Source organism: Pseudoalteromonas sp. SG43-6 (genome assembly GCF_014164365.1).
In the GTDB taxonomy this organism is placed as follows: Bacteria; Pseudomonadota; Gammaproteobacteria; order Enterobacterales; family Alteromonadaceae; genus Pseudoalteromonas; species Pseudoalteromonas rhizosphaerae.
Genome location: NZ_JACJEZ010000013.1, coordinates 77,203 through 98,434, shown reverse-complemented (window position 1 = coordinate 98,434; position 21,232 = coordinate 77,203). Strand labels below are relative to the sequence as shown.

The following is a 21,232-nucleotide window of genomic DNA, read 5'->3' as shown; positions in this document are numbered from 1 at the left end:
TTTACGCTGGCCATCGATGTCTTGCACTTTGATACGTAACAATTCGCCAATACGTAAACCGCACCCATAGCAAACCACTATTAACGTTTTTAGTCGCATATCATCCGTACAGCTTTCTATCAGCCGCCGCATATCATCACGTGATAAATAGGTAGGTCCGCGCGACTTCGCTTTTGGCAGTGCAATATCTAAGTTCAATGGCCGATGTAAAATATTCTTAAACAAGAACCAAATACTGTTTATTTGTATTTTCTGACTTGCTCTAGAAAGTTTACGAATAGCGGGATCGTTAAAAAAGGCGTTAAGCTCGTCATCCGTAATCGAGTCAAGCGGTTTATTAAAATAGTGACTGAGTTTAAGTAAATGTTCACAGTGGCTTTTACATGTACTTTGCGAATAACCTCGATAGGCTATTTCAGTTTTGACTTGTTCAATGAGTGTATTCATGACTTACCTCCAAGTTATGGGATAACCCCAAGGTAAGTGTGGCTCAAATGGTCAGAATAGGATCTCCGCGTAGCGGCTTAGTTCAACAGTTTTATAGTGCGCGAAGGGCGGATCTTTCTGCTCCGACCACACTCATATGTATACATTACATAGTTTTAACAAATTAGCTAAGATATTACTATCACTAAGTTTTCTATTATCTTTAAGCAAAGCTAAATGAAACACTATACGCGCGTCGCTCATATCCTTGAATATGTGCGCAAACAACAGTTTGAGCACTTAATTAGCTGTTATTTTTTCGGCAAACGCATTCGTGCAACCGTATTATCAGATAAAACATAATGGTGGAATAAGGCGGCGGCGGCATGTAATCCAATCAAGTAATAGCCAACTTCCCCAGCGGTTTCATGCAGCTCTTTGATGGTTTTAGCCAAGTCTAAATCTTTACTGGCCAATGGCGGCAGCTCTAGACCAAAAAACGGAATTGGTTTGCCTGCCGTGCTCAAAATTAACCATCCCGCAATAGGCATAGCAAACATGAAACCATACAAAATAACATGCACTAGTTTGGCCAGGTTATTTTGCCACTTAGCTGGTTCTGGTTTTATATCAGGAGCCGAGCCACCCACTACGCGAGCAATTAGCCTAACGCTTACTAAAGCTAAAACCGATAAACCAAGCATAAAATGCCACATTTTAAAGGCATCTCGGGTTGTAGTCCCTTTGTCGAATAATTCGCGCAGTTCAATGCTTGCGTAAACAGCTACAATCAATATGAACATAAGCCAATGCAAAGCAATGGAGAGCGTATTGTAATGAGTTGTCGTGTTTTTTAAATTCATAATGCCTCTCGAAAAATGAAACGTCTCAACCTACCTCTTATGTTTTGAGAGCTTGAAGAGGTAACCTCTACCCTTGTACGTATTAAATACTCCACATACAGTAACCTATCGTTACTAAGTATTTAGTGATCTAAAACATAAAATTTGTATTTCAAAAATCATGTTTAAATATGGTTGGTTAAGCGTAAACAGTAAAACTTAAAATAAACTTAAGTGATTGGCATAACAAAATAACAACCGTTGGTTACCTTTCGATAAGTATTTGCTAGTTAAACTAATAATTGAAAAGAAATTGAATTTACAACGTTTTTTACACTGTGGCTTTTGAATCAAACAATGCCAGTTCGAATCATGGCTAGCTTTTCAATACCGTGATCGGGCGTCCATCTTTTAAACTCAACAAAGTCATGCTTTTTATATAACTTAATAGCGGGCTCGTTAACTACTGCGGTTTCAACTATCGCTGTTGATGCTGTTTCAATAAAGTTAATTAACGCATAGCGGATTAACTTATCGGCGATGCCTTTTCTAAAATGCTTTGGGTCAACCGTTAAGCTATTAATTTCTAATCGCTCATTGATAATTACCAGTTCAATAACCCCTGCAAGCTGAGTATCGTCATAAAATCCATAAAAAAGCGTTTGCGAATTGTGTATGTCATTAACAGTGCGCGATAAAGGCGGAAAATTCTGCATACCTATTAATTCAGCTTCTATTTTATAAGAGCGTTGAAAGGTGGTGTAAATTTGCTTTGCGACTGCCTCATTTGCATTATCTAACTTTGCAATCATTGACTGAAATCCCTGTTGTAGCATTTTTAGTTGTATAGACTGCAGATAATAACATTCAGCCCGTACCATCTTTATAATTATTATTAACTTATCAACGTGCCAAATTTTATAAAGTGTTTTTAAAAGAGCTAGTTGAAGGAGCTGATTTAAGCCTTTTACTCAATCAGTCCCTCCTAAACTACACACTTTACTGTTGTGATCCTTGTACACCGTAAATTGCAGGGCGCTTTAGCTGGGCACTTAAAGGTAAATAACACGCCAGTGCGCCAAGGCTAATTACAAACAATAAAGTCATGAATAACATACCAAGCTGCATAATTTGCGGTACTCCATCCGCAATCAGTTGTAGTGGTTGTTGTAAAGCCAGCAATAACGCAATACTGAGTATTATACCCGTTACGATTGCGCTGCCATTTTGCTTAAATACTAACAAAAACAATGCCAGTGGCTTTGCGCCAACACACAAATGAATACCAATTTCAGCACGCCTTAATAACACTGAGTAGCGCATAATACCTATCAAACCAATACTGGTTAAGGCAATAGTGGCAGCAATGATCATCAGCGTTGTCGCCGATACTACATATTGACGAAACAGTGCTGTATCGCGCTGTGCATTTAATGGCGCTAATTGATGAACTGATAAGCCTGAATCAATAGATTGTAATAAGGTGTTAAGCGTATTTTTTGTTAAGTGCTGAGCATTTTTAAACTCGATAATAAATGAATTATAACCAGCACGAGTCAAATAAGCTTTAGGCTCAAGCGACGTTTTCCCCGGTATAAGCATTGTTTTAACTATGCCTATTATTACTAAATCATTTTCGCGCCCTGAAGTTATATCAAAACTCAAATGCATGCCCAATGCATTACCATCATTTGATAATTTTTCTGCTAGTACATCATTAATAATAATAACATTCGCATTACTTTTAGTATCCTCGTTTGTAAAACCACGTCCTTGTAATACGGGTTGTTTAAGTAATGAAAAATACTGCTCATCAACTGATTTACCATAAGGTAATACGTTTTGATTGCTTGCTACCTCAACCAATGACCAAGTAATTAAATTATCGTTTATAGGTGATGATGAACGACTTACTTGCCTAACCTCTGGCAGTAAAGCAAGCTCGTTAGCTACTTGCTCTAATAGCTGATTTGCTTTGTCTCTATCAGCCGCTACATGGCTTGCTACATTAACCTTTAAACTCGTTAATTGCTCAAGTGGCAGTGTGAAAGCCTCGTCAATATTACTTTTATTAACGCTAAAAACTAAAAAGTTAATAAACAATAATGTACACGCTACAGCTACTTGAAAAGCGACCAAGCCTTGCCATACGCGCTTGCCCACCTGCACTGTCGTCCCTTTTCCTGCTGACTTTAAACTACTTATCAGTTGTTGGTAATTTACTATTCGCGTACATAAAAAAGCGAACAGCGTCGTTAATATTAAGCCGCTAACCAGTGTGATAAGGAATGATACTGCATTAATAGAAAGCTCATTGGCGCGCGGTAATATTGCCATGGCAAAATCGCTTAAGGTTGCTAAAAAAATCGCCGCTAACGCAAGGCCTATTATACTTGCTAAGGCTATTAACAAGGCAATCTCCAGCCAAAACTGTTTAAACAAAGTAAACCGTGTTGCGCCCAGCGCCGCACTCAGTGCTAATGTGTGTTTATGCGCTGCAGTTCTTACAATAAACACGTTACTAATGTTTACACAGGCAATAATAACCAACCCCGTTACAGCTAAAATGAGCCAATAAATATTCTGCGGTGTCTCTTTTAATATTACTGTTTGCAAGGTGTTTAGCTCAAGTTCGATATGCCAACCTGCAAAGAATGCTTCGGTCGTAATATGCTGTTGCCATACATCATCCACATACTGCGATAACCTTTTACTCGCCTGCTCAATGCTTACATCGCTTGGTAATTTAGCCACAAAATGGCTGCGCGAGTAACGGTTCCACCAAAATGGTTTAGCCTCTGCAGAGGTTAAATTATAATCCCACGGCAACCATACGTCAGTGACCTGCCCTGTTTTGATAAGTGCAGGCGATTTAAAGTTGGCTGCAGCCACACCTATAATTTTGAATTGCTGAGTGCCCACACTAAGTGTTTGACCTATTATGTTTTCTTTACTGGCAAAGTCATTTTGCCATGTTCGATAACTTAGAACGGCAACGGGGTTAAAACTATCAAGAGCTTCGGTTTGCGTAAAACCTCGTCCTAAATGTAGCTTAATTGCAAACATTTCAAACCACTGAGGGGTAACAAATGAGGTGTTTACTATGGGTAAGCCCGCTACATCATCAAGGCGTTGTTCACCGTAATACACCAACGCAGCTTGCTCAAATAATTTATGATTTTTATATAAATCAATCAGTGCAGGGTAATTAAAAGCGCGGGTATTAAGCGCCCCGGTTTGGTCTATTTGAGCATATTCAGCTTTTACTAACCGCATTTGCTCAGGGTATGGCAATGGTTTTAACAGCATAATATAGGCAAGTGTTAATACAGTAATTAATGCAGCTAAAACAATACTTAACGTCGCTACAACACTTAAACTGTAAACTTTATGATTAGTTATATTAAGTAATGCATTTTTTAAATTATAAGTCATTATGGCACTCCGTTAAGTTATCCCTTAATAGCCATTGACGTTTTATTATTTTTGGATATTCCATTTTACTCTCACTAAACAGGTTATTTAAGCACTTAGCTGATCTTTTATACCCACAGCCCCTAGCATCTCACCATCCAATAGCTTTAGTTGCCTTGTAGCCATATCACAGTAACGCGGGTCATGTGTCACCATGCAAATAGTGGTGCCGGCTGCATGTAGCTCACTTAATACGTGCATAACTTGATCTCCCGATTTTGAGTCTAAATTACCCGTTGGCTCATCAACTAATAATATTGCCGGTTCAGTCACCAGCGCTCGGGCTATCGCCACGCGTTGTTGCTGTCCTCCTGATAATTGGTTAGGTTTATGACTCATACGATGCCCAAGCCCTACTTTTTCAAGGCACGCTTTTACTTTTTCAGCAATTATTTGCTTGTTTGGTTTATAGTGGTGATAACGCAGTGGTAATGCCACGTTGTCGAACACACTTAACTCATCAATTAAATTAAATGATTGAAAAATAAATCCTATTTTTGCATTGCGAATTTCAGCAGCCTGATTCAGCGAAAGTGCAGAGACGTCTTTACCGTCAATTAAATATTCACCACTGGTTGGCATATCAAGTAAACCCAATAATGAAAGTAATGTTGATTTACCACAGCCAGATGGCCCCGATATCGACAAGTATTCACCGCGATAAATACACAAATCAATACTACGCAGTGCATAGGTTTGTAACTCTTGGGTTTCAAATACCTTACTAATTCCTTTCATTGCTAATACGACATCGGCTTGGGTGTTCGTTATTTTTTGCTCTGTCATTATTTTTGTCCTGTTCATTAGTTAATTAGAATTTCGCTATTGCTGCGAGTAAGGTTGGTTAAATCTGAAATAATCAATTGCTGATCTAACTGTGCGCCGCTTAGTATTTCGATAAAGCGCCCAGCCTCGCGACCAAATTTGATATCAACCAAGCGTGCGCTTTGCTGCTGTGAGTTTACCTGATACAGATCTCTTACACTGTGCGGTTTTACGTTTGCTGGGCGCTCGATATAAGTAACATCTTTTAGCTGTGCGACCTTAATATTGGCATCGACGGTTAATTGCGGCCGAACATTTTCAGGGAGCTCTTTAGGCAACGATAACTCTACCTCTACTGTATTATTACTCACAACAGGGCTGATGCGTGACACCTTTGCCATAACAACACCGCGGCGTGTATCTACTTCTGCGAGCTGCCCTAACCGAATATCATCTACTTGATTTTGTGGTACTTGAATAATTGCAATTAATGAATCAACCGAGCCGATAAGCGCAATTTCTTGCCCTGCATTTACGCTTTGCCCAAGCTCAATCGGTAAACGCTGTAATACCCCATCCATTCCCGCTACTACAGATAGATTGGCCAATTGTGTTTGTGCCATAACTACTAACCCTTGTTGCTGTTTAATTTGCTCAAGCTGAATGTTTTCAGATTCTATGTGTACGGCTTTTAGTTGCTCTGAACGTTGCTTAGCTATTGCTAATTGCTGGCGAAGTTGTTGCTCGTCTAACACGCTACGCTGATAATTAAGCGTTGAGACTATGCCCTGTTCAACCAAACTGGTTTCAGCTTTTAATTTTAGTTTGGCATTTTCGTAAGCGGCATGGCTTTGTGCCACATGAGAGCGCTCGTTTAATAACTCGCGAGTATTGTTTAATCTTAACTGGCGTAAGTTAGCATTGAGTTTATTAAGTTCTTGCTGCGCATTTTCGAGCTGTTGCTCAAGCGCTGGATTGGCTAACTGCACAATCACTGAGTCACTGGTCACTATTGCGCCTGGTTTTAATAAAATAGCCTGCACAGTGGCCAACGTTTTTGCCGTAAGCAATTGCTGCTGCGCAGATTTAAGTTCACCATAACCTGTAACCGTAATCGCAAGCGCGCCTTGGCGTACATCACTAATAATAATATTACTGCGCGATACTGACACACCTACTTGACTGCTGCGCTGATAAATCACTGCCACAATTAAAATAACAGCCAGTAATAAAATTAGCTTATGCCAAAGCGATAACTGCTTGACTACTTTTGTTTTTACTATGTCCATATTGCACCGCATTATGCTTTGTATATCTAAGCTATAGCGAAACACGTGCCAACATTAAAAATCAATAAATACAAACAATTACAAGTATGTACTATTTAAAAATTCTTATTGAGCGGCGATACCGGACTCCTCAGTATCAATTTGAGACTGGCCCTAGTTAAAGGCTTTCACTTCGACAGACACGCTAACCCAAAATCGGACGCAAGCAGTCCGTAATCGGACTGGAACACCTACTGAAATCACCTTTAAATAGCTAACAAGCTGAAATACAAAAATAAAATCACTGGCATAGAAATCGCTATACGCTACAATCAACCTGTGCTTATTCACCTATTTGGAAGTTTATGCCTGCCACTATTTTGATCATTGAAGATAGCCCCGAAATCCGCCTAAGCGCGCGCTTTATTTTAGAAGATAACGGCTACCAAGTGCTCGAATGCGACTCACCTTTTAGCGCGCAAGCAGTAGTTAAAGATAGCCAAGCGATTGACCTTATTTTGCTCGATATGAATTTTACCCGCGACACCACATCAGGTGACGAAGGTTTGGCGTTTTTACAGCACTTACATAAACAACAGTTAGATATCCCTGTCATCGCAATGACTGCGTGGTCGAGCGTAGATCTAGCGGTTCGCGCTATGCAACACGGTGCGTGTGACTTTATTGAAAAGCCATGGCAAAACCAGCGCTTATTAAAATTGCTCGATCAGCAACTCACACTTAAAAAGTTAAACAAACAAAATCAAAAGTTGCTGCAACAGCTTAACGATCGTGCCTCGCCTGCATTTGTGTATCAGTCACACGCTATGCAACAACTGATAAGTCAGTTAGCTAAGGTGGCTAAAACCGATGCTAACATTTTACTAACCGGTGAAAATGGTACGGGTAAGAGCCAATTAGCACAATGGCTTCATCAGCAGTCAACGCGCCATACACAACCGTTTATTGCAGTGAATATGGGGGCTATTGTTGAATCGTTATTTGAAAGCGAAATGTTTGGTCATAAAAAAGGTGCGTTTACTGATGCTAAAAATGAGCGCATTGGCCGCTTTGAACTGGCCGATAACGGCAGTTTATTTTTAGACGAAATAGCCAATATACCACTACCACAACAAGCAAAATTATTACGGGTACTCGAAAGCCAAGAGTTTGAGATGGTTGGCGCGAGTCACACTAAAAAAACCAATGTACGCTTGATCAGTGCCACCAATGGCGATATTGCCACACTGATAAAACAAGGCCAGTTTAGAGAAGATTTATACTATCGGATAAACACTTTGGAGTTTGTAATACCGCCACTACGCGAACGCATTGAAGATATAGTGCCTTTGTGCGAGCACTTTATAAATTTACATGCTAAAAAATACTCAAGCACCATACTTACATTGAGTGAATGCGCTAAACAGGAATTAAACCACTATACTTGGCCGGGCAATGTACGCGAGCTAAGCCATGTGATTGAACGGGCAATATTGTTAGCAACAACCGACACATTGACCGCCGATGACTTAAACCTGCACAGCAGTCAAATCAATAACACATTACCACTAATGACACTAGAGCACGCAGAGCGCCAATTAATTGATTTAGCCCTCAAGCAGACCCAAGGCCATATTCCTAACGCCGCTAAATTATTAGGTTTAGGTAAATCTTCTATGTATCGTCGCCTTGAAAAATACGGGATTACCGTATGAAAAGCAGTATGACACTTAGTTGTCTTTATCACTCATCGCTGGAACGCAGTTTAATTGGCTTTGCATTTTTTAGTAGCACTTTAGCAGCGTTGGGGTGCTATTTTATTGGCCAATATTTTGCTTTATCTGTTGTTACTTCTGCCGTTATCTCAATCCTATTTTTAGCTATTTATCTTAAGCTGTTTATTCGTACCTATAAAAAAGTGATCAACAGCTTTAACCGCAATTACGCCCACCTAGATGCCATTTTAAACGAAGATTATAACCAGCTCGTTAAGCCCAGCTATCAGGCGGGGAGTATTCACCAATTACAACAAAGCTTGATTGAGTTAAGTGAAGAGTTATTTAAAAAGAAGTCGCGATACGATCAGCATGTTTTTTTGGTGTACCAATTAATTGAGCATTTTAATGTGCCGATCATGGTGCTCGATCAATATAATAAGCTCAGTTATGCCAATAATGCGTTTAGCGAATTTAAACAGACTCAATGGCAAACCTTACGCTATGCAAGCGCTGAACAATTAGGGCTTACAAAGCAAGACGCACATTGGCAATTTAGCGATGTTATTACAGCCCAGCAATGGCAAATACGCCACAGTGAATTTATAGAGCAAGGCAGCTGTCATCAACTTATTGTTATGATCGACATCACCTCAGCCCTTCGCGAAAGCCAACTGCAAGCATGGCAGCAAATTATTCGCGTACTCGGTCACGAAATTCGCAACTCACTCACACCAGTTACTGCAATGGCTGAAAATCTCGCCGTGAAGCTCACCGAGCCACGACAAATACAAGCACTTAATGTTATAAGTGAGCGCTGTAATTATCTTAATGAATTTGTCACGCGCTATGGCGATATAAATAAACCACTGGCACTTAATATAGTAGCAATAGACACCGACACATTTTTAAAACAAGTGTGCGCAATATACCCTGACGTTGCATTTAGCTGCGTAACAGACGCCGCAACTTTTAAGGCCGACCGCACGTTTATTCATCAAGTCATGATCAATCTAATAAAAAATGCCATCGAAGCAAGCACCCCGCCCGTTAAAGTAACATTAGGTGTGCATAAGCAAGGAAAAGTAAGCTGCATCACCATTGATGATAACGGCCAAGGCCTTGCCAACCCCGATAACATATTCGTGCCGTTTTACACCACTAAACAACAAGGTCAAGGGATTGGTCTAAGCTTTTGTCGCAACGTGATAGAGCAGCATCATGGTAGTTTGAGCTTAGCGAATAAAGAAAAACACCAAGGTGCAGTCGCAACAATACTATTGCCAGTGTAGCTAGCTTCGAAAAGAAATACTAAAAAGAACATTTAGTTTAATCAGCGAATACTTTGTAAAAGCAGCCCCTATTCTAAAAAACAACGATAAAAAAACCTGTACGCCCTCAAACTCAACTTCATGTAATACGCTGTAATATGTCTTTTGTGGTGGTCATTCTACAATTTCACTCGGTTACTTAGTATCCATATAACAGTGCGAATGCAATCTACAAAAGGAACAAGAAAATGTCTGATGAAAGCTTATATCTCGTTAAATTACAATTTCAATCTGGTGTTGTTGGTGGTGGCTCTATGGAAATTCAGTTTGCTGTAGATCCAAAAACAGGTTCATTAAATGGTCGAGCGAATGGCAGCATCCAAGAAGGAACGCAGCATTCACCTCATTTCACCGCTAGCGCATCGGGCCATATGCATGCAACTGGCTATAATGATGTAACTAAAGTTGGCGCGCTAACAGGTCAAGCAGTGGTGTCTTTTCCACCACCTGCAATTGGTAGTTACCAGTCACCTTTTACGGCAAGCTTTGGCGTTGATAACCAATGGAATGGCAAAGGCAGTTTTTCAGTGGGTGATAATACCTACCAATGCAAAGTGAGTCTAATCGACTAAGCTGATTAAAAATAGTTTTTCTATTAAATGGCATTCAATCCAGTTGAATGTCATTTAATAATTCACCAAGCAGCGTCATTACTACCCTTCTTCAAGCTCTCGCCAAAGCTTATGGCTTAGCACTTTATTTCAGGCATAAAAAACCGACCAATTTGGTCCGCTTCACGTTTATAAAAACGTTGAAAAACAGTGTCGACTTGCTTTGCTATGATTTAATTAGGATTGCCTAACTTTTTTATCATTTGTTTAAGCCTTTGTATTCATTTAACTAGGCATTCATATAACTAGCTTTAGTAGCAAAACTTCAATAGAAGAATCTTCAACAAAGCGCTTAATGACTTAAAGCATTTCCTTCTTAACTTTACCTACGTTTGGTCCATTCAAGTTAACCATCTGATATAATCGCATAAAATATTAAGGAAAATTAGTGATGAAACTAAAAACAACAGCTGTCTGCCTTTTAACCTTACTACTTTCTGCCTGTGGTGGGGGAAGTAGCTCTGAAGAACAACAAAAAGCAGCAAATAACAAACCTACTATAGCGGGTGAGTTCAGTTTTGAACTCGCTGCGGGATCTAGTTTAGAACATGCACTTACTGTAAGCGATAAAGACAACGACACAGTAACTGTCTCTGTAATAAACAAACCTGATTGGCTAAGCTATGAACTAAGTGAAAATACACTAACGCTCAGTGCTTCGCCTACTTTTTTTGACATAGCTGAACATCAAGTCGACCTATCAATTAGTGATGGTAAAGAGTCGAACCAGTTTAACCTAAGTATTGACGTTCACTATGATGCCGTTAACTTTCCTGGCGAAGCAATTACACTTGCAGATAAAGAATTAATCGGCACGTGGACTACAGCTGACTCTAGCTCACTATTTCATTTTTCAGCTGACCAAACAGGTTTTGCAAAAATTGACAGTGACAACTTTATGTTTAACTGGAATAACCCAGATGATGTTGAACTGCATACTCAAGAGTTTGAATGCATTGCAAATTGCATGCGTTCAAAGTTTATACCTCTCGAGATTTTAGCTAAGAAAGCTAATTCTATCCTAGCTAAAAAGTACATAAGTGAAACCGAATTCACTTGGCTTACCCTGATTAAAGGCGAGAAAAAAGCGCTTAGTTTTGATACTTATAGCGATCAACGCCAAGAGCAAACACTTAGACTAAGCCAACTAGGTAATGAAGAAGGCGTCAAATATACTTTCTTTGCCAATGTAGCGATTAAAGCAGAAGGTTACACTCAGTTGGCTGGATTTCACGAGAATGTAATTCTAACTGACGGTATATATCAATTTATTGAGCCTGAAGAGAAAGGTAATAGTATATTTGGGCAAGACTATACAAAAACGTTTCAAAATACTGATGGCTCATATCAACAAATCAGTTTTTCTGTTCAATTAAAACAAGCCGAACTCATTGCAAGCTTAGATGATTTTGCTGTTTTTGAAGTCACCTATCATTTTATCCCTCAAACATCTCAAGATACGGCTAATTGGCCTGAGCTTGAAAAAGAGCTTGTTGATCGCAAAACCTATAAAGTATTTAGAGGTGTTGCAGAGGCGCCAGTTCCTGAATTTTCAGCGGGTGATGTGTTATTCGGCTTATCTCCATTGTATTCAAGTGTGCAATTAGCTGATGGAAGTTCCTTTAAAATAATCAATGCACCTATCACGGTTGATTCAGAAACTTCAGGACATTACTCAGTGAAAGACGCACTTACTGGTGAAGAGTCTACTTATGATATTACGTTCAGCAACTTGGGCGATACTTTAGAATTCACCATAGGTATTGAAACTAGAAATGTACGCTATGTAAAACTCTACGATAATCGCATTGCTACTGTAGACGATTTTTACTCCAGCAAAAAACAATCAAGCTACTCTTACGCTAATCTAGCCCAAGCAGATACTACCTATAATGCGACTCAAGAAGATTATATGAAAACCTTCTATGTTAACGATTTAAACTTGTTAAATAACAACAAACATGCCGTTATAGAGCCTCACGATAACGGTACAGCCATTGTTTATAGCGGTGGTATTTTTGGCCCTAATGGCCGTTGGCAGTTTGAAGAAGACAATAGCATGAGCTTCGTAACTCCTTGTAGTCAAGATGAAACAATAAGCAGTTGTATCGATAATTCTGAAGAAGTTGATGTGATCAACTACAAACTTTTCAAAAAGGAAAAAGCCGGCTATTGGTTTTTAAGGTCTCATAGCAACCAAGACAAATACTCAGATGGAAAAATAGCCCAATCAGTAACACAAAGTATTCAATTCTTAAAACTATGCGATAGCGTCTGTATATACAGAAGTAATTAACTAAAAATCAAACGATTAATGCAGATTATACGGTATTAATCGTTTGCCACATCATATGGCTATAAACTAACAACTGACCACTTTATTTCAGGCATAAAAAAACCCCGACCAATGTGGTCAGGGTTATTAAAAGTGGTACCAGCGGCCGGACTTGAACCGGCACGCCTTGCGGCAGGGGATTTTGAATCCCCCATGTATACCAATTTCATCACGCTGGCATCATTTTTCTTTAACCTTCTAACATGAGAAGATAAAGAAAAACCACTTTAGAGCTAGGACTTATCAAGCTGTCTTTGTCTCTATGCCATGCATTATACAAACAATAAGAGGAGCAGCAAGCGTTTTTTACAAAACCACGATCAACCGCTTAACAATTGAGCAACCATTAACATTCACTCATAAAAGCTACTAACTGTGCGGCTAGTATTTGTCTCGCTATTTGCTAAACTAGCGCGCATATTAACTTTGTGAGTTTGTTTATGTCTGCTGAATTTCCGCGTGCGAGCTTTTGGCGTCGCTTTGCCTCTTTAATTTACGACTCTTTAGTTGTGATTTCGCTATCTATGCTTACTGCCATACTTTACTTTGCAGCCATTCAGGGGTTAATTGGCTTAGATCTAATTATGCAGACAGAAGATCCGGCCGCCTTAATTCAGGACTCTCCATTGCTGTACGGTATTCGCAGTGCATTATTCGTTGGTGTAAATATTATATTTTTTGTCTATTTTTGGACTAAGAGTGGCCAAACGATTGGTATGCGCGCATGGCGTTTAAAAGTACAAACTCGCGATGGTAAGCTAATTAGTTGGCCACAAGCCGTTATTCGCAGCGTAACCGCATTACTTGGCTTAGGTAATTTAGTGGTATTAGTTGATTTTAAAAACAAACGAGCGCTGCAAGATTACCTGTCTAAAACCGAGGTTGTTGCGCTAACAAAAGAAGAAAACAAACGAATTTATCGTTCTTTAGATTAGCAATGAGGAGCTAGGCTGCTAGCTCCCCGTTATCAATTTCGCTTATTAAGCAAGTAAGTCGCAAAACCTATAAATATTATGCTTGGTAAAGTCGCCCCGATTATCGCAGGGATTTGATACACCATCACCACAGGACCAAATATTTCATTGGTTAGGTGAAATGCAATACCGGTTACTACACCCATTACAATCCGCGCGCCCATCGTCACGGTACGCAGTGGGCCAAATATAAACGACAGCGCCACTAATAACATCACCGCTATCGATACTGGCTGCATAATCTTACGCCATAAAGCAAGCTCGTAGGTGCTAGTATCTTGCTCATTTTGTTTCAAATAACCTAAATATGACCACAACCCTGTAAATGACAGAGACTCTGGTTTTACCGATACGACACCCAGCTTTTCAGCTGTAAGTTGTGATTCGTAAAACTCTTCTTTTTGCTGCTGTGTGCTGATCAACTCTTCACTGAGTTGCACTTTATTTACATCTCGAAGTAACCAACCGTCTTTACGGCCTACCGCTTCGCGAGCTTTAGTAATTTGTGTAAGTTGTAGTGAACTATCAAAATGATACATGTTCACGCCATGTAATACGCCGTTTTGGTCAACATCTTCTATATTAATAAAGTTATTGCCATCTTTGGCCCATACACCTTGCTGAGCGTTAAATACATCACCACCATGTATTGCTTGATTACGCATTTCTTTCGCTTTAAGTTGTGTCGCTGGTGCGCCCCACTCGCCTAATGCCATCATACAAAGCGCCATAAATATTGCGGTTTTCATTACTGAGAGAATAATTTGCAAACGCGACATACCGGCGGCTTGCATCACCACCAGTTCACTATTTGATGCAAGTGCCCCAAGCCCCGTTAAGCCACCAATTAAAGCGGCCATTGGGAAGAACACCACAAGATCATCAGGCATGCTATATAAGGTATATAGCAAAGCAGTTCCAATATCATAGCTACCGCGACCGACTGATTTAAGCTGCTCAATAAATTTAATCAGGGTACTGATCCCAACTAAGACCATCAAAGCAAAACCGGTGGTTTGTAAAACACTGCGGCCTAAATACCAATCAAGCGTTTTCATCATGCGCCTAACTCCCGCTTAGTTAATACTGCTTTTAACCATGCGCCGAGCGGTCGCCCTTTGATAATCAAAAAGCCGCCAATAAATAAAGCGCTTAAATGGATCCACCACAGGCCAATTGAAGGCGGAATTTTACCATCCTCAATCGCAAACTTTGCAGCATTCAATAAGATGAAATAACCTAAATACAAGCTGATGGCAGGCACTAATTTGGCAAACTTACCTTGGCGCGGATTAACGACACTCAGCGGTACTGCTAATAAAGTAAGTAGTGGAATAGAAAGCGGTATAGCAAGACGCCACTGCCACTGAGCAATCGCATCTGTCGTTTTCATCGCAAACAGATCAATGGTCGGCACAGCTTCAAGTTTACGGCGTTGATGTTCTATTTCTTGCTCACGGATTTGTACACTATAGCCATCAAATTCGGTTAAATTTAGCGCAGGGGTTTTGCCGTCGGTTTCGTAACGCTTACCGTCACTGAGCACCAATTGCTGCTCACCGCTTTCTTGCTCGATCACTACACCCCGCTGCGCATATACTAACCGTGCGAGATTATCTTTTTCGCTGTCTGGTAGTTGCGCTACAAATACTTTGTGTAGTTCTTTGCCGCCTTTTTCGATGTTATGAATAAACACCACCGCTTTTTCGTTACCTGTTTGTTGAAAGCGCCCAGCCCGCAGCGCTGATAACCCGGCATCCGCTTTGGCTTGTTCTTTCAATTGATATTCTTGCTCACTCGCCCATGGGGCTATATATAAAGTCAGTACTCCTGCCAATAGCGCCAATACCACACTAGAAACTAAGGTTACACGCACTACGTACCATTCACTAACACCACAGGCTTTGAGAACGGTCATTTCACTGTCGGCATAAATGCGACTATAGGCGAGAATAATCCCTAAAAAGATACTTAGCGGTAATATTAATGATGCCAATTGCGGTAACTTTAGTGCAATCATTGACAGCACTAACTTAGCAGGAATGCCGCCTTCAGAGGCGTCGCCAAGAATAACGACAAACTTTTGCGACAAAAAAATTGTCATCAAAGTTAAAAATACGGCGACCTGAGACTTTAAAACTTCAGTGGTCAAATAACGGAAAATTAGCAATGATCGCCCCTGTTAAACATGATGTTTTACTTCAAGAGTAAGAAAATTTGAGTAAACTTAGGGTTTTATTATATGTCATCAACATTAAATATCATACCTAGCAACTCGATATATTGTCGCATTAGTGGTATTGATGGCTACAAAAGTATAAAGTTCAAATACACATAATGAGTCAGCGTTTATAAGCTAATATTAAGCTAGTATCTGGATTTTTATTTTATTACCCTTATTTAAGGGTTAAATGACTCAAAATTAGGAGTGACAATGGAATTTAGCGTAAAAAGTGGTAGTCCTGAAAAGCAACGTAGCGCATGTATTGTAGTTGGCGTTTATGAGCCACGTCGTTTATCCCCCATTGGTGAACAACTCGATAAAATCAGTGATGGTTATATCTCTAATTTATTGCGTCGCGGCGACCTTGAAGGCAAGCCGGGACAAGTGCTGTTATTGCATCATGTACCCAATGTGTTAAGTGAACGCATACTATTGGTCGGCTGTGGTAAAGAGCGCGAGCTAGACGACAAACAATACAAACAAATTATTTCAAAAACTATCAATACCCTAAATGAAACTGGGTCGATGGAAGCGGTATGCTTTTTAACTGAGCAACATGTTAAAAGTCGCGACACCTACTGGAAAGTCCGCCAAGCGGTCGAAACCACCCAAGACTGCTTGTACACATTTAACCAATTAAAAAGCAAAAAAAGTGACCCGCGTCGCCCGCTGCGTAAAATTGTGTTTAACGTACCAACTCGCCGCGAACTTACCATTGGTGAAAGCGCCATTGAACATGGTCTAGCGATTGCTGCAGGTAGTAAGTTATGTAAAGACGTAGCGAACATGCCGCCAAACATCTGTAATCCTGCATATTTAGGTGAACAAGCGCAAGAACTTGCAGCTAACTTTGACAACGTTACAGTTGATATAATTGGCGAAGATAAAATGGCAGAGTTAGGTATGAATTCATACTTAGCAGTTGGTCGTGGTAGTGATAACGAATCTATTATGTCGGTAATTAACTACCAAGGCGGCGCGAAAGATCAAGCCCCAATCGTGCTAGTTGGTAAAGGTTTAACCTTTGACTCAGGTGGTATTTCACTCAAACCAGGCGAAGCCATGGATGAAATGAAATACGACATGGGCGGTGCAGCCGGTGTTATTGGCGCTATGCGTGCTTTGGTGCAAATGCAATTACCGATTAACGTAATTGGTGTACTCGCAGGTTGTGAAAACATGCCAAGCTCGAATGCTTATCGTCCGGGTGATATTTTGACCACTATGTCAGGGCAAACAGTTGAAGTACTAAATACCGACGCTGAAGGCCGCTTAGTATTATGTGATGCACTCACTTATGTTGAGCGCTTTGAACCTGAAACCGTGATTGATGTCGCTACTTTAACTGGCGCTTGTATTGTTGCCCTTGGCGCTCATGCAACGGGGTTATTATCTAACCACAACCCACTGGCACATGACTTGTTAAAAGCATCTGAGCAAAGTGGCGACCGTGCGTGGCAGTTGCCACTGTGGGATGATTATCAAGATCAACTAGAAAGCCCATTTGCTGATTTTACTAACTTAGGCGGCCGCTCTGCGGGAACGATAACAGCAGCATGCTTCTTATCTAAGTTTACTAAAAAGTATAACTGGGCCCATTTAGATATCGCAGGCACTGCTTGGCGCAGTGGTAAAAACAAAGGCGCAACAGGTCGACCGGTGCCAATGCTTACGCAATATTTACTCAACCGTGCCGGTGTAAGCGAAACCAGCCAAGATTAAACCCCGCGTTTAACAATACATTGTAAATTTAAATAAGGCGCTTTTTAGCGCCTTATTTATTCCCCACTTATTAACGTATAAATTAGCGTATTAATTGAAGCAAAACGCGTTATATGGCAAAATCCCTGCTTTGATTTAAGTATTATTTTCAATACTGTGGGAAGCCCCGATACAATGAGCATGAACGCCCAGTTTTTCGTTCTAAAGCAACAAGATGAGTCATTAGCCAAGGCTGATGATCACTTTAGCTTAGCGGCTGATATTGCTGCTGAACAGTATCGTCTTGGTCATCGTATCTTTATTTACGTTGATGATCTTGAAATTGCCCATGCCATTGATGAAACTATTTGGTCATTCGACCCCGACAGTTTTGTGCCTCACAATCTCCAAGGTGAAGGTCCAAAAGGTGGTGCGCCCGTTGAAATAGGTACTACCCCGCCAGTCGGTAATCGTAAAGTTTTAATTAACTTGGCTGCACAATTGCCGGACTTTATTCGTCGGTTTAACCAAGTTTTTGATTTTGTGCCCGTTGAAGCCACTGCTAAACAAGCTGCCCGTGAGCGCTTTAAAAAGCTACGCCAACTCGGTGCTAATATCACCATGCAAGATATTAATAGCTAACATACCTTTTGTATAAATAGCTAACTAACTCATTTAAGTACTTATTTAAGGTTCTGTGTAATGGATAAAACCTACAATCCGCAAGATATTGAACAGTCGTTATACCAAGACTGGGAACAAAAAGGCTACTTCAAACCATCAGGTAAAGGCGATGCATATTCAATTATGATCCCGCCACCCAATGTCACTGGTAGCTTACACATGGGCCACGCTTTCCAAGACACCATTATGGATACCTTAACGCGTTTTAAACGTATGCAAGGTAATAACACATTATGGCAAGTAGGTACTGACCACGCAGGTATTGCTACGCAAATGCTGGTTGAACGTAAACTCTCTGCTGAAGAAGGTAAAACACGCCACGACTTAGGCCGTGAAGCTTTCATCGACAAAATTTGGCAGTGGAAAGAACAATCTGGCGGGACTATCACAAAACAACTTCGTCGCCTTGGCGCATCGGTTGACTGGGATCGTGAACGTTTCACTATGGATGACGGCTTATCAGAAGCCGTTAAAGAAGTGTTTGTACGCTTACACAAAGAAGATTTAATTTATCGTGGTAAGCGCCTAGTAAACTGGGATCCAAAGCTACACACGGCTATCTCTGATCTTGAAGTTGAAAACAAAGACAAACAAGGCCACATGTGGCACCTACGTTACCCATTGGCTGATGGTGTTACAACCCAAGGCGGTAAAAACTACATTGTAGTGGCAACGACTCGCCCAGAGACCATGCTTGGTGACTCAGGTGTTGCAGTAAACCCAGATGACGAACGCTATCAAGACTTGATCGGTAAAGAGATTTTACTGCCGATTGTTAATCGTCGAATTAAAATTGTTGCTGATGAACATGCCGATAAAGACAAAGGCACTGGTTGTGTAAAAATCACGCCAGCACACGACTTTAACGATAACGAAGTTGGTAAGCGTCATCAAATGCCGTTGATCAATATCTTCGATAAAGATGCCGCAATTCTAAGCCAAGGCGAAACCTACACCTTTGATGGTAAAGAGCTTGAGTTTGATGCACCAATTCCTGAGCGCCTGCATGGTCTTGACCGCTTCGATGCACGTAAAGCAATTGTGGCTGAATTTGAACAATTAGGCTTACTTGAAAAAATTGAAGATCACGCTCTAACCGTACCTTACGGCGACCGCTCTGGTGTGGTTATTGAACCGCTACTTACTGACCAATGGTATGTACGTGTTGCACCACTGGCTGAGCCTGCAAAAGACGCAGTAAAAAATGGCGATATTCAATTTGTACCTAAGCAATACGAGAACATGTATTTCTCGTGGATGAACGACGTACAAGATTGGTGTATTTCGCGCCAGTTGTGGTGGGGTCACCGCATTCCAGCTTGGTACGACAGCGAAGGCAACGTTTTTGTTGGCCGTGATGAAGCAGAAGTACGTCGTGAAAACAACATTGCTGATAGCGTAACACTTAGCCAAGACGAAGATGTACTCGATACCTGGTTCTCATCAGCACTTTGGACTTTTTCAACCCAAGGCTGGCCTGCGAACACAGATGATTTGAAAACTTTCCACCCGTCTGACGTATTGGTAACTGGTTTTGATATTATCTTCTTCTGGGTAGCGCGCATGATCATGATGACCATGCATTTCATCAAAGATGATAACGGCAAGCCACAAGTGCCCTTTAAAACGGTTTACGTTACGGGTCTTATTCGCGATGAAAATGGCGATAAAATGTCAAAATCTAAAGGTAACGTACTTGATCCAATCGATATGATTGACGGTATCGACCTTGAAAGCTTAGTAACAAAACGCACCAGTAACCTGATGCAAGAAAAAGTCGCTAAGAAAATCGAAAAAGATACTCGTAAAACCTTTGATAACGGCATTGAAGCCCACGGTACAGATGCACTGCGCTTTACTTTAGCGGCAATGGCATCGACTGGTCGTGACATCAACTGGGATATGAACCGCCTTGAAGGTTACCGCAACTTCTGTAATAAGTTATGGAACGCCAGCCGTTATGTACTAATGAACACCGAAGAGCAAGATTGTGGCTTTACAAATGATGCAGTTAAAGAGTATTCACTTGCTGATCGTTGGATCTTAGGCCAATTTGAAGCAACTGTTAAAACCTATACTGAGCACTTAGATAACTACCGTTTTGACCTTGCAGCAAATACGCTTTATGAGTTCACTTGGAACCAATTTTGCGATTGGTACTTAGAGCTGACAAAGCCTGTATTATTCAAAGGCAATGAAGCACAACAACGTGGTACGCGTCATACACTGATCACTGTGCTTGAAAGCCTACTGCGCTTAATGCACCCAATGATGCCATACATTACCGAAACGATTTGGCAACGTGTTGCGCCACTGGCAGGTCTTGAAACAGCGAACACTAGTATCATGGTACAAGCCTTCCCTGTTTACAATGAAGCTAACGTTGATGCAAAAGCAATGGATGATTTAGAGTGGGTTAAGCAATTCATTTTAGCCATTCGTAACATTCGTGGTGAAATGGATATTAGCCCAAGCAAGCCGTTATCAGTATTACTAGCAAATGCATCTGCGGATGATGTACGTCGTATTGAAGAAAATAAATCTTTCTTAGCATCACTTGCTAAAATTGAAGAATTTACGCTGCTTGATAACAAAGATGACGCACCTGCATGTGCAACATCTTATGTTGGTAACCTTGAGATCATGATCCCAATGGCAGGTCTAATCGATGTTGACGCCGAACTTGCACGTATTGCTAAGCAGCTTGAAAAAGCCGAAAAAGGCCTAGCTCAAGTGCAAAATAAACTAGCAAACGAAAAGTTTGTTAACAATGCACCTGAAGCAGTCCTTGCTAAAGAAAATGAGAAACTTGCAGAGTTCTCAGATGCGAAAGCAAAACTACTTGAGCAAAAAGCCAAGATCGAAAACTTGTAACTAGATGC

Annotated in this window: 16 protein-coding genes and 1 tRNA gene; 8 read left to right on the top strand and 9 right to left on the bottom strand. The window is 40.7% G+C overall.

Translation table 11 applies throughout. The features are described from left to right. From H5201_RS07850 to H5201_RS07825, 6 genes are all read right to left on the bottom strand, one after another. Window positions 1–447, bottom strand: a 447-nt coding sequence (locus tag H5201_RS07850) for a phage integrase N-terminal SAM-like domain-containing protein (protein ID WP_182784146.1), incomplete at its 3' end; no start/stop codon positions are given. A gap of 290 nt (window positions 448–737) precedes the next feature. After that, window positions 738–1,289: a cytochrome b gene (locus tag H5201_RS07845; RefSeq protein WP_145235009.1), complete on the bottom strand. Its 552-nt coding sequence runs from the start codon at window positions 1,287–1,289 to the stop codon at window positions 738–740. A 329-nt stretch (window positions 1,290–1,618) separates the two neighbouring features. Continuing rightward, window positions 1,619–2,080, bottom strand: a complete 462-nt coding sequence (locus H5201_RS07840; protein ID WP_182784144.1) for a GNAT family N-acetyltransferase — start codon at window positions 2,078–2,080, stop codon at window positions 1,619–1,621. Window positions 2,081–2,267: 187 nt separating this feature from the next. After that, window positions 2,268–4,703, bottom strand: coding sequence for an ABC transporter permease (locus H5201_RS07835; protein WP_182784142.1), 2,436 nt, complete (start codon window positions 4,701–4,703; stop codon window positions 2,268–2,270). Window positions 4,704–4,790: 87 nt separating this feature from the next. Next, window positions 4,791–5,528: an ABC transporter ATP-binding protein gene (locus H5201_RS07830; protein ID WP_182784140.1), complete on the bottom strand. Its 738-nt coding sequence runs from the start codon at window positions 5,526–5,528 to the stop codon at window positions 4,791–4,793. Between the two features lie 17 nt (window positions 5,529–5,545). Then, window positions 5,546–6,796 (bottom strand): HlyD family secretion protein, encoded by a 1,251-nt coding sequence (locus H5201_RS07825; RefSeq protein WP_182784138.1) that lies wholly within the window; start codon window positions 6,794–6,796, stop codon window positions 5,546–5,548. 344 nt (window positions 6,797–7,140) lie between these two features. Between H5201_RS07825 and H5201_RS07820 the strand changes: the two genes are divergently transcribed. From H5201_RS07820 to H5201_RS07805, 4 genes are all read left to right on the top strand, one after another. Beyond that, window positions 7,141–8,490, top strand: coding sequence for a sigma-54 dependent transcriptional regulator (locus H5201_RS07820; RefSeq protein ID WP_145234997.1), 1,350 nt, complete (start codon window positions 7,141–7,143; stop codon window positions 8,488–8,490). After that, window positions 8,487–9,782: a PAS domain-containing sensor histidine kinase gene (locus H5201_RS07815; protein WP_259398571.1), complete on the top strand. Its 1,296-nt coding sequence runs from the start codon at window positions 8,487–8,489 to the stop codon at window positions 9,780–9,782. The genes H5201_RS07820 and H5201_RS07815 overlap by 4 nt, the downstream gene beginning before the upstream one ends. A gap of 227 nt (window positions 9,783–10,009) precedes the next feature. Continuing rightward, on the top strand, window positions 10,010–10,393 hold the full coding sequence (locus H5201_RS07810; protein WP_182719468.1) for a DUF1842 domain-containing protein: 384 nt from the start codon (window positions 10,010–10,012) through the stop codon (window positions 10,391–10,393). A 430-nt stretch (window positions 10,394–10,823) separates the two neighbouring features. Then, window positions 10,824–12,728, top strand: a complete 1,905-nt coding sequence (locus H5201_RS07805) for a hypothetical protein (protein ID WP_182719467.1) — start codon at window positions 10,824–10,826, stop codon at window positions 12,726–12,728. 133 nt (window positions 12,729–12,861) lie between these two features. On the opposite strand, the gene H5201_RS07800 is transcribed toward H5201_RS07805, so the two are convergent. Further along, a tRNA-Leu gene (locus tag H5201_RS07800) sits at window positions 12,862–12,946 on the bottom strand. A 261-nt stretch (window positions 12,947–13,207) separates the two neighbouring features. Between H5201_RS07800 and H5201_RS07795 the strand changes: the two genes are divergently transcribed. After that, window positions 13,208–13,702, top strand: a complete 495-nt coding sequence (locus H5201_RS07795; RefSeq protein WP_182719466.1) for an RDD family protein — start codon at window positions 13,208–13,210, stop codon at window positions 13,700–13,702. Window positions 13,703–13,734: 32 nt separating this feature from the next. On the opposite strand, the gene lptG is transcribed toward H5201_RS07795, so the two are convergent. Both lptG and lptF read right to left on the bottom strand, forming a co-directional pair. After that, window positions 13,735–14,802, bottom strand: a complete 1,068-nt coding sequence (lptG, locus tag H5201_RS07790) for an LPS export ABC transporter permease LptG (RefSeq protein WP_182719465.1) — start codon at window positions 14,800–14,802, stop codon at window positions 13,735–13,737. Then, window positions 14,799–15,911 carry an LPS export ABC transporter permease LptF gene (lptF, locus tag H5201_RS07785; RefSeq protein ID WP_149981256.1) on the bottom strand — a complete coding sequence of 371 codons (1,113 nt, stop codon included), beginning with the start codon at window positions 15,909–15,911 and terminating at the stop codon, window positions 14,799–14,801. The genes lptG and lptF overlap by 4 nt, the downstream gene beginning before the upstream one ends. A gap of 264 nt (window positions 15,912–16,175) precedes the next feature. On the opposite strand from lptF, the gene pepA reads away from it, so the two are divergent. From pepA to H5201_RS07770, 3 genes are all read left to right on the top strand, one after another. Further along, window positions 16,176–17,687 (top strand): leucyl aminopeptidase, encoded by a 1,512-nt coding sequence (pepA, locus tag H5201_RS07780; RefSeq protein ID WP_145234985.1) that lies wholly within the window; start codon window positions 16,176–16,178, stop codon window positions 17,685–17,687. Between the two features lie 174 nt (window positions 17,688–17,861). Further along, window positions 17,862–18,308, top strand: coding sequence for a DNA polymerase III subunit chi (locus tag H5201_RS07775; protein WP_182784136.1), 447 nt, complete (start codon window positions 17,862–17,864; stop codon window positions 18,306–18,308). 60 nt (window positions 18,309–18,368) lie between these two features. After that, window positions 18,369–21,224, top strand: coding sequence for a valine--tRNA ligase (locus H5201_RS07770; RefSeq protein ID WP_182784134.1), 2,856 nt, complete (start codon window positions 18,369–18,371; stop codon window positions 21,222–21,224). Window positions 21,225–21,232: the final 8 nt, after the last annotated feature.

What these genes read in the sequence shown, in the direction of transcription:
- H5201_RS07820 (WP_145234997.1), top strand. Translation starts at nt 7,141, where the DNA reads ATGCCTGCCACTATTTTGATCATTGAAGATAGCCCCGAAATCCGCCTA.
- H5201_RS07775 (WP_182784136.1), top strand. Translation starts at nt 17,862, where the DNA reads ATGAGCATGAACGCCCAGTTTTTCGTTCTAAAGCAACAAGATGAGTCA.
- H5201_RS07830 (WP_182784140.1), bottom strand. Translation starts at nt 5,528, where the DNA reads ATGACAGAGCAAAAAATAACGAACACCCAAGCCGATGTCGTATTAGCA.
- H5201_RS07795 (WP_182719466.1), top strand. Translation starts at nt 13,208, where the DNA reads ATGTCTGCTGAATTTCCGCGTGCGAGCTTTTGGCGTCGCTTTGCCTCT.
- pepA (WP_145234985.1), top strand. Translation starts at nt 16,176, where the DNA reads ATGGAATTTAGCGTAAAAAGTGGTAGTCCTGAAAAGCAACGTAGCGCA.
- H5201_RS07805 (WP_182719467.1), top strand. Translation starts at nt 10,824, where the DNA reads ATGAAACTAAAAACAACAGCTGTCTGCCTTTTAACCTTACTACTTTCT.
- H5201_RS07840 (WP_182784144.1), bottom strand. Translation starts at nt 2,080, where the DNA reads ATGATTGCAAAGTTAGATAATGCAAATGAGGCAGTCGCAAAGCAAATT.
- lptG (WP_182719465.1), bottom strand. Translation starts at nt 14,802, where the DNA reads ATGATGAAAACGCTTGATTGGTATTTAGGCCGCAGTGTTTTACAAACC.
- H5201_RS07815 (WP_259398571.1), top strand. Translation starts at nt 8,487, where the DNA reads ATGAAAAGCAGTATGACACTTAGTTGTCTTTATCACTCATCGCTGGAA.
- H5201_RS07835 (WP_182784142.1), bottom strand. Translation starts at nt 4,703, where the DNA reads ATGACTTATAATTTAAAAAATGCATTACTTAATATAACTAATCATAAA.
- H5201_RS07845 (WP_145235009.1), bottom strand. Translation starts at nt 1,289, where the DNA reads ATGAATTTAAAAAACACGACAACTCATTACAATACGCTCTCCATTGCT.
- H5201_RS07825 (WP_182784138.1), bottom strand. Translation starts at nt 6,796, where the DNA reads ATGGACATAGTAAAAACAAAAGTAGTCAAGCAGTTATCGCTTTGGCAT.
- H5201_RS07770 (WP_182784134.1), top strand. Translation starts at nt 18,369, where the DNA reads ATGGATAAAACCTACAATCCGCAAGATATTGAACAGTCGTTATACCAA.
- H5201_RS07810 (WP_182719468.1), top strand. Translation starts at nt 10,010, where the DNA reads ATGTCTGATGAAAGCTTATATCTCGTTAAATTACAATTTCAATCTGGT.